The sequence below is a fragment of the Nonomuraea sp. KM88 genome (genome assembly GCF_052245635.1).
Classification (GTDB): domain Bacteria; phylum Actinomycetota; class Actinomycetes; order Streptosporangiales; family Streptosporangiaceae; genus Nonomuraea.
In genome coordinates this window covers 165,242-177,556 of sequence record NZ_JBQQCC010000011.1, presented here as the reverse complement: position 1 = coordinate 177,556, position 12,315 = coordinate 165,242, and the positions used below count along the sequence as shown (strand labels likewise).

6 protein-coding genes are annotated in these 12,315 nt (G+C 69.0%); 4 read left to right on the top strand and 2 right to left on the bottom strand.

The window, feature by feature from the left end:
* The first annotated feature begins 811 nt into the window (after positions 1 to 811).
* Genes ACTWPV_RS29835 through ACTWPV_RS29825 form a run of 3 tightly spaced genes read left to right on the top strand, consistent with a single transcriptional unit; the run spans position 812 to position 3,910 of the window.
* A complete protein-coding gene (locus tag ACTWPV_RS29835) occupies positions 812 to 1,561 on the top strand; it encodes a MauE/DoxX family redox-associated membrane protein (RefSeq protein WP_443154328.1) in 750 nt (249 codons plus the stop codon).
* Positions 1,470 to 2,021, top strand: coding sequence for a TlpA family protein disulfide reductase (locus ACTWPV_RS29830; protein ID WP_443154327.1), 552 nt, complete (start codon positions 1,470 to 1,472; stop codon positions 2,019 to 2,021). The genes ACTWPV_RS29835 and ACTWPV_RS29830 overlap by 92 nt, the downstream gene beginning before the upstream one ends.
* Entirely contained in the window at positions 2,018 to 3,910 is a 1,893-nt protein-coding gene (locus ACTWPV_RS29825; RefSeq protein WP_443154326.1) for an ABC transporter ATP-binding protein, read from the top strand. The genes ACTWPV_RS29830 and ACTWPV_RS29825 overlap by 4 nt, the downstream gene beginning before the upstream one ends.
* On the opposite strand, the gene ACTWPV_RS29820 is transcribed toward ACTWPV_RS29825, so the two are convergent.
* Complete coding sequence (locus ACTWPV_RS29820) at positions 3,832 to 4,311, bottom strand: S26 family signal peptidase (RefSeq protein ID WP_443154325.1); 480 nt, start codon at positions 4,309 to 4,311, stop codon at positions 3,832 to 3,834. The genes ACTWPV_RS29825 and ACTWPV_RS29820 overlap by 79 nt on opposite strands.
* A gap of 195 nt (positions 4,312 to 4,506) precedes the next feature.
* Between ACTWPV_RS29820 and ACTWPV_RS29815 the strand changes: the two genes are divergently transcribed.
* On the top strand, positions 4,507 to 8,676 hold the full coding sequence (locus ACTWPV_RS29815; RefSeq protein ID WP_443154324.1) for a phospholipase A2: 4,170 nt from the start codon (positions 4,507 to 4,509) through the stop codon (positions 8,674 to 8,676).
* Positions 8,677 to 8,751: 75 nt separating this feature from the next.
* On the opposite strand, the gene ACTWPV_RS29810 is transcribed toward ACTWPV_RS29815, so the two are convergent.
* The gene (locus tag ACTWPV_RS29810) at positions 8,752 to 11,541 is read right to left on the bottom strand and encodes an AAA family ATPase (protein WP_443154323.1); all 2,790 of its coding nucleotides are present in this window, start codon (positions 11,539 to 11,541) and stop codon (positions 8,752 to 8,754) included.
* Positions 11,542 to 12,315: the final 774 nt, after the last annotated feature.

The window sequence follows — 12,315 nt, the reverse complement described above, 5'->3', positions numbered from 1 at the left end:
TCGCGGGGGCCGATCATGCAAACCGGATCAGGTTGCAGTCTTCCGTGGTGTCGTCCCGTTCCGCGAAGATGGCATGCCGGGCGGGAATGCCGCCGGTCGGACATACCTTGGTGATATACGGCCTCCGCATCGTCGAAACGGCTCTGCAAACGGAGGCGATGCCGGGTGCCGTGGCTGTCGTTTCGGAATGAGATTCGCCGAGCACTCGACCTCGATGAATCACGCGGTGGTCGTCCCTCCTGATCAGTTTGGACTGATGGAGATCTCCGCCTGATCGCCCCATGCGCCTCCGAGTCGGGTGGTGAAGATCAAAGTGTGATCGGTCCACTCATCCCCAGCCTTCAGCCTCTCTCCCATCCGGAGCCCACGTATTCCAGCGGCGCCGTCTCGCCGAGTCCGGCCTCGCCATCGCAAGCGCGCGCCGCGGCCGCGTCCAGCCCTGCTGCTCATGGCCGATCCATGAGATACGGGTTATATGTCGGTCGACGAGCACCCGTGTGGGACAACACCGTGCGGAGGCGTGTCGTATATGACAGGTGACTGGGTTTTGATGATGTACCTATTCTCCGGGCGGCACGACAGTTAGGTTTGCGGTCGATACGGGCATGATCGATCGCCCTTCTGCACACGAGGGTGATGCACGCCCATCGGCTGCAGGCGTCGTGATGACGTCGGCTTGAATGAAGGAACCCCCCATGCTCCGTTCCATCAATCACCTGGCCGACCGGCTCCTTGACCGAGTACTGCCCAGCACGACGGCCAACGCCGAGACGTGCTGGTATGAGTACCCCTCCCCCTTCTACCGCCTCCGGTGCTGCATCGTCGCCGGCAGGACGTACTGCAACCCTGCCTGATCGACGAGCCGTCTCAGTCGAACATGCAGTATGTGGCCCTGGGCTTGCGTTGCGCGATCAGCCTGGTCTTTCTGGTGGCGGTGCTCGGCAAGCTCAGAAGCAAGAACGCGTTCGGCCGGTTCGCCGGGTCGGTGCCTGATGTGCTTCCCGGTCTACCTTCCAGGGTGACGGTCGCCGTCGGCGCCGCTGTCGTTGCCGCTGAGGCGAGCGTCGTCGTACTGCTGGTGGCCGAAGGGACGGCGCCGGCCGGTCTCGTGCTGGCCGGTGCCGTGCTCCTGACCTTCTGCGCGGCGATCGGGCGGGTGATCCGCACCGGCGCCCGGACCCCTTGCCGATGTTTCGGCGCCACGGCGTCGCCGCTGGGCGGCCGGCATCTGATCCGCAACCTGCTCCTCGTTCTCGCCGCTGCGGCGGGTGTGGCGGCTCATCGGGAAGCCCCGCCCGACAGCCTGCATCCCGCCGGCGCCGTGATCGCCTTGGTGGCTGGCGCGGCTGCCGCGCTGGCGGTCGTCCTCCTCGACGACCTCGCGGACCTGTTCGCCGGCCGGCCGGCCGGTCAAACGCAGGGGTCACGCCCTCCGCGAACGCCCTCAGCCCTCATCCAAGGACCGCCTCATGCCGTACCTGGTCGCCGCCGTGATCCTCCTCGGCTGCCTGACCGCTGTCAACCTGCTGCTGGTGCTCGGCGTCACGCGCCGCCTGCGTGAGCACGGCAGCCGCCTGGACGACCTGTTCACGCCGCCGCCATTTGCCCTGCCGGGCACGGAACTGCCGGACTTCACCGCGGTGAGTCTCGACGGGAGCGTCATTTCGCGTGGGTTCTTCACCGGCGCGGAGACTGCCGGCGGGGCGTCGGCGCCCTATTGTCTCGTCGGGGTGTTCTCGACCGACTGCTCGGTCTGCAGGGTGTACCTACCGGGGTTCGTCGAGCGCGCCAAGGCGGCCGGGCAGACGCTGGCGATCATCGCGGCCGACGACGGCGACGCCGCGATCTACGCCGACGACCTGGCACAAGCGGCCACCATCGTGGTCGAGCCGCATGAAGGGCCGGTGGGCAAGGCGTTCCAGGTGACCTCGTACCCTACCTTTTTCCTGGTCGACGCCGGCGCAGTGATCGTTGCGGTTGCGGGCGACCCCGCCGAGCTGTCCGGGCCGGCACTGGCGTGAGCGTCCCCGGTTCCCGGCCGGGCGCGGGCTCGCTGCCCGAGCGTGCCCGTACGGCTGCCGCGCTCAGCTGGCGGGCGCACCCGCTCGCGACGGTGGGCTCGGTGGTGATCGCGCTGGTCTCCGGCGTTGCCCCGGTCCTGACGGCATGGCTGACCAAGCTGGTCATCGACGGCCTGGCGACCCGGCAGGACCTCGGCCGGCTGTTGCCGGTGACGGCCGCCCTGGCGGTGGCGGGGCTGGTGCTCATCGCCGCGCCCTCCCTGTCGACGTATGTGCAGGGGCAGCTGCGCCGCACGCTCAGGACACTCATCTATGACCGCCTGTTCGCAGCCGTCAACATCCATCCAGGACTGAGCAGGTTCGAGGATCCCGGATTCCATGATGATCTGCGGCTGGGTACCGAGGCGGGCGAGACCGCTCCCGACCGCCTGGTGACCTCCTCGCTGGCGGCCGGCCAGGCCCTGGTGACCATGGCGGGTTTCGTCGCGACGCTTGCGGCGATCAACCCGCCATTGGTGGCGATCATCATCGTGGCCGCGCTTCCGTCGGTGGGGGTGCAACTCTCGCTGAGCCGCCGCCGGGCGGCCGTGCAGGCGCGGATCACGCCCAACATGCGGCGGCAGATCTTCTTCGGCTCCCTGCTCACCACGCCGGAGGCGGCAAAGGAGGTCCGCCTGTTCGGGTTGGGGGATTACCTGCGCGGACTGATGCTCGCCGAGTTGCGCACGGTCAACACCGCTGAACGTGACCTGGACAGGAGTGCCCTGCGCCATCATGGGCTGCTGTCGCTGCTGGGGACGGCCGTAGCCGGGGCCGGGATCTTGTGGGCGGTCGTGAGCGCCGCCGGGGGCGGCATCAGCGTCGGCGATGTGACCGTCTTCATCGCCGCGACCGCAGGCGTGCAGGCGGCGCTCGGCTCCCTGGTGGGGCAGTGGGCCGAGGCGCACCACGCTCTGTTGCTGTTCGGGCACTATCTCGCCGTGGTGCGGGACCGGCCGGACCTGCCGATTCCAGCCGCACCTGCCCCGCTGCCCGCGCTGCGCGCCGGCATCGAGCTACGGGACGTCTGGTTCCGCTACTCCAGCGATCATGCCTGGATCCTTCGCGGCATCGACCTGTTCATCCCGTACGGCCGGTCCGTGGCACTGGTGGGACTCAACGGCGCAGGCAAGAGCACCCTGGTCAAGCTGCTGTGCCGGATGTACGACCCGGACCGCGGAGTCATTCGCTGGGACGGGACGGACCTGCGCGAGGTCAGTCCCGTCGACCTGCGTGAACGAATCGGCGCGGTCTTCCAGGACTACATGTCCTACGATCTGACGGCCGGGCAGAACATCATGTTGGGCGACCTGGCCTCCGCCGGAGACAACGGCGGGGACCGCATCGAGGCCGCCGCCGCCGAAGCCGGCGTCCATGGGACTGTCAGCGCGTTGCCGCGCGGCTACGACACCCTGCTCAGCAGGACCTTCTTCGGGGAGCACGATCAGGAGTCCGGGGTCGTGCTCTCGGGCGGTCAATGGCAGCGGGTCGCCCTCGCTCGGGCCCTCATGAGACGCCATCGTGACCTGCTGATCCTGGACGAGCCCAGCTCCGGCCTCGACGCCGAGGCCGAGCATGCCGTGCATATGAGCCTGCGCCGGCTCAGGCAGGGCCGGACCAGCGTGCTCATCTCCCACCGGCTCGGCGCCATCAGGCACGCGGACCTCATCGCGGTGCTGGATGACGGGCGGATCGTCGAACGGGGAAGTCACGACGATCTCATCGCCGCGGGCGGCGTCTATGCGCGGCTGTTCGACCTGCAGGCCTCGGGTTATGAGCCCGCCCCGGCCACTCCGGGAGGCGACAGCGTGCGCACCACCACCCCCAGGACGCGGTCGTCCGGTAGGTAGCCCCAGATCCGGGAGTCGGCACTGTCCACGCCGTCCCCGACCACGACCAGATTCCCCGGCGGCACCGTCGCGCCTTCGGAGGCGCCGACGGCGGTGATGACCTGCGGCGGCACTGCATCGCCAGGCAAGGCGACCAGGCGTTTGATGACCCACTCGGCGGCTTCTGGCCGTGGCAGCGGGCCCCTGCTCCAGCCCTGGGGGCCGCACGGCTCGAACACCAGCACGTGGTCGCGCCGCAGTCGCCGGAGGGCGATCTTCCGCACCAGCACCCTGTCTCCCGGGCGGTAGGTGGGCAGCATGCTGCTCCCCGCCACCGTCACGATCGTCAGGCGGCGGCGGGCGAGGACCAGCGCTGTTACGGCAGCCACGCACACCGCGAAAGCTGCCATGAGGTAGGACATCGGCCGATGCTAGCTCAAGCCGGAGTGCCGCGGCCCGCCGCACCGGCTGAACCACGCGTGCCCTGCCGGAACGGATCCGCCAGGTCGCCGCCCCGGCGCATACCGCGAAACCCAGTCAGGAGACTGATTCGCGGGGTCGCCTGGGTCCTTACCGTCTACGTCGTGCCCAGTCGGTGTAAGCACCAGGGAGGCTCCATGCGTCACGCCCGCCTGCCGGCCGCGATCATCTCGCTGATTCTGGCCCTGGTGCTGGTCACCCCGCTGCCCGCTGTCGCGTCGGCGCTCCTCCCGCCGGGGTCCGCCCAGGCCGCCGCGGCCCAGAGCTCCGCCAACCCCGACGCGTCCGAGCTGCGGGCCATGTTCGGCAACTACGGCAACAGCGGCGGCCACTGGACGGGCGGCGACTCCACCGTCTCGGTGCCGCTGCCCGACGGCCGCACGGCGTGGTTGTTCTCCGACACCTTCCTCGGCACGGTCAACAGCGACTTCTCCAGGCCGGAAAGCGCACCCTTCATCAACAACTCGATCGTCGTGCAGCAGGGTTCAGCTCTCGGCCCCACGATCCACGGCGGGAGCAGTGCTCAGCCCAAGTCCCTGGTGATCGCCTCAGCCGCCGACGAGTTCTACTGGGTCGGCGACGCGACCGTGGCGGACGGGCAGTTACAGGCTGTCTATGGGAAGTTCCGAAAGACGGGGGAGGAGGGCCCGTTCGCCTTCGAACGCGTCGGGACCTCGCTCGTGACGTTCGCCCTGCCGGGCCTGACCGTCTCGTCGGTCCGCGACCTGTCGTTGACAGGGCCGGTGGGCTGGGGCTCGGCCATCATGGAGGACAGCGCGTACACCTATGTCTACGGCAGCGAGCCGGCCGGAGGACTGAAGTTCGGCCACGTCGCCAGGGTCGCGTCCGGTGATCTCGGCGGGGCGTGGGAGTTCTGGACCGGGAGCGGCTGGTCGGCGCAGGAGTCGGCGTCGGCCCGGTTCATGAGCGGCGTCCCTGAGGGCATTTCGGTCCACAAGAGCGGCAACCAGTACGTTCTGGTGACGCAGGAGAGCCACGAGCCGTTCAGTCACTGGCTCGTCGCGTACGTCTCCAACGCCGCGACCGGCCCGTTCACCGGGCCCATCTATCTGGAGAGCGCGCCGGAGCCGGAGCTGAGCGCGTACCGCCAGTTCATCTACCACGGCCGGGCCCACCCGCAGCTCTCTGATCCCGGCGAGCTGCTGCTGTCCTACGACGTCAACACCATCGAGAACGCCGATCATTACAAGGACGTCCGCATCTACCGGCCCAGATTCCTGGAGGTGCCCTGGCCGCCCCCGTCGACCGGCGGCCCCGCGGCGCCGACCGGCGTGCAGGTGAAGGTGTCCAGCGAAGGGGTCGCCACGATCGGCTGGACGCCACCGCCAGGCGACTCGCTGGACTACTGGGTCTACCGCAAGAACCTCGACAACGGTCAGACACACTTCGCCCGTACCGGATATCCCACCCAGGAGCGAAGCCTGCAGGACGGCGGGTTGTCTCCCGGCGTGAACTACGCCTACTACGTGCGCGCAGTCGCCGCCAACGGGGTGGAGGGGACGCCGAGCGCCGTGGTCACCACGCGCGGCCGCAGTTCCGTGCCGCCCGCGCCGACGAACCTGCGCGTCACCGCCGGGACCGTGGGCGATGCCACGCTGACGTGGACCGCGGCCGAGGAGGAGGTGGCCTACCTGGTGCACCAGCGGGATGTCACCGCAGGCGAAACCCTCTTCACGCAGGTGCCGGTGGAGGAGGCGGAGGCCACCACGCAGAAGATCGAAGGGCTCGAGAGCGGCCACACGTACGAGTTCAAGGTGACGGCAGCCAACTCCGTGGGTGAGAGCCTCCCCAGCAACGTCGTCACCATGACGGCGCGGTTCGCCACGCCCAGCGCGCCCACAGGCCTGACGGCGACCGCCGAGGTGGACGCGACGGTCACCCTGCGCTGGACCGGGTCGGCCACCGGCGACCCGGAGACGTACCAGGTCTACCACCGTCCCACCGGCACGACCGAGTTCACGCCGCTCGACCTGCCCAGCGACACGACCACCATGCGGTCCACGCAGCTCATCTCGGGAACCACCTACGACTTCAGGGTCGCCGGCGTCAACGCGGGCGGCGAAGGGCCGGCGAGCAACGTCGTGAGCGCCACGGCCACCATGCGTCCACCCGGCGCTCCGACGGGCCTGACCGCGACCGCCGGGACCGACGGCACGATCAAGCTCACCTGGAACGCGGTCGCGCGGGCCGGCGCGTACTGGGTCCACCGGCGCGACGTCACCTCGGGGCAGACGGACTTCGCCAGGTCGGACGCCCCGGTGGAGACCACGACGGCGACAGTGGACCGGCTGATCAGCGGTAACACCTACGAGTTCAAGGTGACAGCGGTCGGCGACGGCGGCGAGGGCCCTGCCGGCGACGTGGCGAGGGCGGTGGCCGACGTGCCGCCACCCGCCGCGCCCACCGGCGTGGCCGCGACTGCCGGCGACGGGAAGGTCACGCTCACCTGGCAAGCCGTGGAGACCGCCGGTACGTACTGGGTCTATCAGCGCGACGTCACCGCCGGGGAGAGCACGTTCGTCAAGCTGGCCTATCCCGCGTTCGAACCCCGTGCTGAGCTGGGCCTGCTGACCAACGCGCACGCCTACGAGTTCAAGGTGACCGCCGAGAACGCGGGCGGCGAGGGGAAGGCGAGCGCGGTGGTGTCCGCCAGGCCGATGCCGCCGCTGCCGGGGCAGATCACCGGGCTGACCGCGACCCCGCAGGCCGGCGGGAAGGTCGATCTCACCTGGACCGCCATCGACGGCGCCTTCTACTGGGTTCACTACCGCGACGTCACGGCCGGGGAGACGGAGCTGCGCAAGCTCGAGTATCCCGCGACCACGGCCCAGGCCCAAGTGGGGCCCTTCACGGGCGGGCACGTGTACGAGTTCGCCGTCGCTGGGACCAACGCGGCCGGTGACGGGCCGCTGTCGGACCGGGTACGCGTGACCGTCACCTCTTCCGCCTCCTCCGCCACCGCCACGCTGTCCAGCCCGGCTCAGTCGAGCCGGGCCGCGCGACCGGCCGCACGGCGTGAAGCCGCCGGGGCCACGGCTGCGGCCACGTCCCTCCCCAAACCGCCGACCGGCCTGCAGGTCGCCGGCACCGGTGACGGATATGTCCAGCTCGAATGGAATGCGACCCCGTCCTTCCCCGTCTACTACCAGATCCACTTCAAACCACACGACCGCAGCGCCTGGTACGTCCTGCAGGACACGACGCCCGCGACCGTGACCAAGAAGATGGTGACCGCACCCCTGTGGAACCACTTCTGGTACGACTTCCGGGTCGTCGCGGTCAACGGCGTCGGCGCGAGCAGCCCGACCAACACGGTCACAGCCATGCCAGGCCCCGGCCTCCCCAAGCCTCCGTCCGATCTGGTGTTCCTCGGCACGGGCAACGGCTATGTGGATCTGGCCTGGAGCCCGAGCCCGACCGCTCGCGTCTATTACTGGCTGTTCTTCAAGTCGGCGGGCTCCAGCACCTGGTACTACTTCCAGCTCCCGACCCTGAAGACACGGACGCGGGTCGGCTACCCCCTGTGGAACGACCAGCCCTACGACTTCAAGGTCGTCGCGGCCAATTCCTTCGGTCAGAGTTCGGCGACCAACGTGGTGCGCGGCGGGCCGAAGCTGTCCCCGCCGCAATCGCCCACCGCCTTACGCGCCGAAGGCCACCAGGGATACGTCACCCTCAACTGGAACCCCAGCTCGACCCGCGACGTCTACTACTGGCTCCACTACCGCAGGGCCGGCGGCACCTCCTGGAAGCGGGCGCGCTATCCGATCGCGAAGACGTCGATCACCTTCAAGTACGTTCCGTGGGGCGACTACGACTTCAAGGTGACGGCGGTGAACAGGGCGGGGAGCGCGGACAGCAACGTGGCCTTCGCCACGCTGTGGACCAGCAAGCGCGGCCTCATGTACCTCATGACCCTGAACACCAAGGCCAGCCGCGACATGTTCTGGGCGGCGCGGCACAACGTCCGTTACGAAAGTTACAACTTCAACTGGGACACGAACGAATGCACTCACTCGCCCACCCGCCCGTTGGTGCCGCCGAAGGGCGCCGGGTGGCCCAAACAGGTGGATTTCACCAGGGCCTGCACCCGGCATGACTTCGGTTACCGGAACTACAAGCACGTCGGCTGGGACGGCTACGCCAAGCGCCTGTACCTGGACCGGCTCCTCGTCGCGGACATGTACCTCGCGTGCGACAACCAGTTGCCGCCGAACTACAACGAGAACTGCAGAGGGATTGTCTGGATATATTACGGATTTGTCCGGCAGTTCGCTCATTTCTGATGAATGGGTGACATGGAGCACGGCACTCACACGTACGTATACGGCCGCGAACAGGCCCGCTACCGCCTCCCACCGTCATCCGTCCGGGTCGAGGTCCATGCGGGCCAGGTCGTTGCGCGAGCCGATGCCAAGTTTGGGATAGGCCTTGTACAGGTGATAACTGACGGTACGCGGGCTGAGATACAGGCGGGCCGCGATGCCGGCGTTGCTGAGCCCGGTTGCGGCCAGCCTGACCACCTGCAGCTCTTGAGAGGTGAGCCGGTCCAGCAGCCCAGACGTCTGCTCCTTGGGCTGGGAGGTCTCGCCGGTGGCGCGCAGCTCGCTGCGGACACGGTCGATCCAGGGGACTGCGCCGAGTTGCTCGAAGGTGTCGAGCGCGGACCGCAGAAGCGGGCGAGCCCTGTTGCGCTTCCGCCTGCGGCGCAGGAACTCACCGTAGAGCAGATGGGTGCGGGCCGCTTCGAAGGGGTACGCATCGTCTTGCCGGTGTAGGCGTATGGCCTGCTCGTAGTGCCGTTCGGCCTCCTCGCCGCTGGCAAGCTGGGCCTGGCATCGTGCCGCGATGGCCACGGTCCACGGCTGGCCCGTAGCGTGTGCCCATCGCCGCAGCCGGGCGAGTGGGACCACGGCGAGGGTGGGGTGGCCCTGACGGACCGCGGCCTCCACGAGGGTGGCGGTGCCAAGGCTGTGATCGATGGCGGGATGGTGGCGCATCAGAGCCTCGGGAACTCGCGCGAGGCGGCGCAGCACCGCCTCGTGCTGTCCGTTTCCCAGGTCCAGCAGCGCGCGTGCATACACGCATTCGATGCCGCGCTCGCTCACACCATCGGCGAGGATGTCCTCGGTCAACTCGGTGCACCGCGCCTGGTCGCCCTCGATCGCCGCCACGCAGGCCAGCAGTCCGGCGTGGTGGCCGACGAAGTGGGGCTGTTCGGTGCGCGCTGCGACGCGCAGGCCCTCCTCGCTGGTGGACAGCACGTCTCGGTGCCGGCCGAGGAGCAACTGGCTGCGCGCCAGATGCAGCAGGGCGCGGGGCAGCATACCGATGTTGCCCTGGGCCTGGCATCGGTCGGCCAGGACCATCGCGCCCTCCTGGCCCGCATGGATGTCGGCGAGCCACAGGAACCACCACTGTACGGTTATGCGCTGCCACGTAGCCAGGTTCGCGGTGTTGGAGATTTCCTGGACGAGCGATCTGATGTGGGGGACGGCCTGCGCCCATCGCTCGTCGGCGAGGTGAGCGATCGCTGCGGTGACATCGGCCAGCATGGGTGAAGAGCGGGGCACGATGGCCGTACTGGCGGCGAGCTGGGGCAGCTGGTACGGCTCGCCATCGCTCCAGACGCTGATCAGTGCGAAGAGGAGCATGGTGGCGGCGGTGTCAGGAGCCTGCTTCGCGAGCCCGGCGGCGGCCTCGACCGTCTCCTCCGGCCGAGCCCGCAAGTCCTGCTCCTGGGCGATGGCCGCGCGGACCATCGCCAGGCCGGCGCGGACCGTCGGGTCGCGCGCGATCGGCCAGGCGCGATCGGCCAGGTGGGTCGCGAAAGAGGTCATCCCGGCATGGAGTGCGGCCTGTGCCGCCGCGTCCAGGCGGCGGGCGCGCTGCCCCAGGTCGGATGTGAGCTGAGCGGCTCGATGATAGGCGGTGGCAACCGCTGCGTGACCGCCCCTGGCGCGAGCGTTCTCGGCGGTGCGTTCCATCTCCGCGGCCACGCTCTCGTCGGTGCCGTGTACGGTGGCGGCGCGATGCCACGCGCTTCGGTCTGCCATGCCGCCCTCCCTGAACGCCTCCGACAGCGCGGCATGAGCGGCCAGGCGGGCCGGCAGCGACGACGAACGGTAGGCGGCGGCGCGGAAGAGCGGGTGGGTGAATCTCAACCGGTCACCGCAGATGTGGATCATCCGGTCGTCCTCGGCCGGCTCCAGGTCGGCGACGTCGGCGCCCAACTGCCGGCCCGCCGTGAGCAAGAGGTGCAGATCGCCGCTGTCGTCGGCCGCCGCGGCGAGGAGCAGCGATCGGGTTCGCTCGGGCAGCGCTCTGACTCGCTGGGCGAAGGCCGATTCCAGCTGTCCGGACATCGGGCCGTGATGGAGGTGGAACGTGGCGCCGGGCAGTTCACCGGCACGCTGCTCGGGCGTGAGGGCGGCCGACAGTTCCAGCAGGGCGAGCGGGTTGCCCTGGGCCTCGGCCAGAAGATGGTCTTTGACGTGACCGGCCAGGTCGCCCAGCAGCATGGCACTGGAGTCCCGGTCCAGGGCCGTCAGCCGCAGGTCCCGTACGTCCGGTACGCCCTGCGCGGGCGTCGGGTACCCGTCTCGCACGGCGAAAAGCAGCGCGACGCCCTGGGCACGCAACCGGCGCGCCACCGACGACAACACCGCAGCCGAGCACCGGTCCATCCATTGCGTGTCATCGACCAGCACGAGCAGGGGATCCGCCGCCGCCACCTCGCCCAGCAGCGACAAGGTGGCCAGCCCGAGCAGGAACCGGTCACTCCTGGCCTGGTCGACCAGGCCGAACGCCGCACCCAACGCCTCGGACTGCGGCCTTGGCAGCTTGTTCCGGAGGTGCAGCAGGGGAGCGAGCACCAGATGCAGCCCTGAGAACGGCAGCTCCGTCTCCGATTCGATGCCCGCGGCACGCAGCACCCGCATGTCCGTGGCGGCGTTGGTCGCGGCGTACTCCAGCAGCGCCGTCTTACCGATTCCCGCCTCACCACGCACCACCACGACCCCGCTGTCGCCGGCGCGCGCGCTGGCAAGCACCTCGTCGATGACAGCCCTCTCCGCACTTCTTCCGTAGATTTCAGCCACAGGGAGTCCCAAAGGGTCGTCGCGCTCGCTCAGTCGAAACAGCTCCGGCACGGTCGCGAAACGGCCACCGCTGCCCGCTCTCCCATGGGCGGCGCGTTACAGCTCTGGCCACACCGCGCCGTGCGACGCGTGCGCCACGGCCCTGTCTGGCCATGCTGCGCGTGCCCGCTCCACGTGAAGTGTGCTCATATCCGGTTGACGAACGAGCATCCACCGAAGGGACGGGCCCGTGCAGAGAGGATCGGAGGGGACGATGTCCTGGCCGAGATCACCCGTCACCCGGTCTCCGCGCTGGGCAGCCCACGCATCCAGGACGAGCACTACCCGACCATCCCCGGCGGGCGCAGCGTCCACGCCTCCCAGACCGCGGTCCCGCACCGAGGTGGAGGTTGCCCACTTCTGCTCGGTCATCTGTCACATTTCTCCGTTTCGCCGGTCATATCACTGGACGCCGCCTGACCGAGAAATGTGACACCCGGGCGCGGCCGCACGTCGCACCTGCCGGTTCAGACGGCACATCAACAAGGAGCCAAAGGATGAAAGCGCACGTCAGCTCGCTTCTGCTCGGCGCCCGAGCCTTGGCTACAGCGCCCAGGGGCTCAAAAGCCGGCACTCAGGACCATGTCCAGTCATGCGACGGATGCGCAGCCGGAACGGGGCCGCCAGTCTTGGATCATGCTCGCCAACCTGGAACCGGTCGCGACCCGGCCATGACCAAGGTCACTGCCCCACGGCGGACAAGTATCCGGGTGGGTTTGTCCAGGGCCCTGCCGCCTGGCCACCGTGTGGTGTTGATCGCAAGGAAAACCGAATGTCGTTCCGACA

What these genes read in the sequence shown, in the direction of transcription:
- ACTWPV_RS29830 (WP_443154327.1), top strand. Translation starts at nt 1,470, where the DNA reads ATGCCGTACCTGGTCGCCGCCGTGATCCTCCTCGGCTGCCTGACCGCT.
- ACTWPV_RS29820 (WP_443154325.1), bottom strand. Translation starts at nt 4,311, where the DNA reads ATGTCCTACCTCATGGCAGCTTTCGCGGTGTGCGTGGCTGCCGTAACA.
- ACTWPV_RS29815 (WP_443154324.1), top strand. Translation starts at nt 4,507, where the DNA reads ATGCGTCACGCCCGCCTGCCGGCCGCGATCATCTCGCTGATTCTGGCC.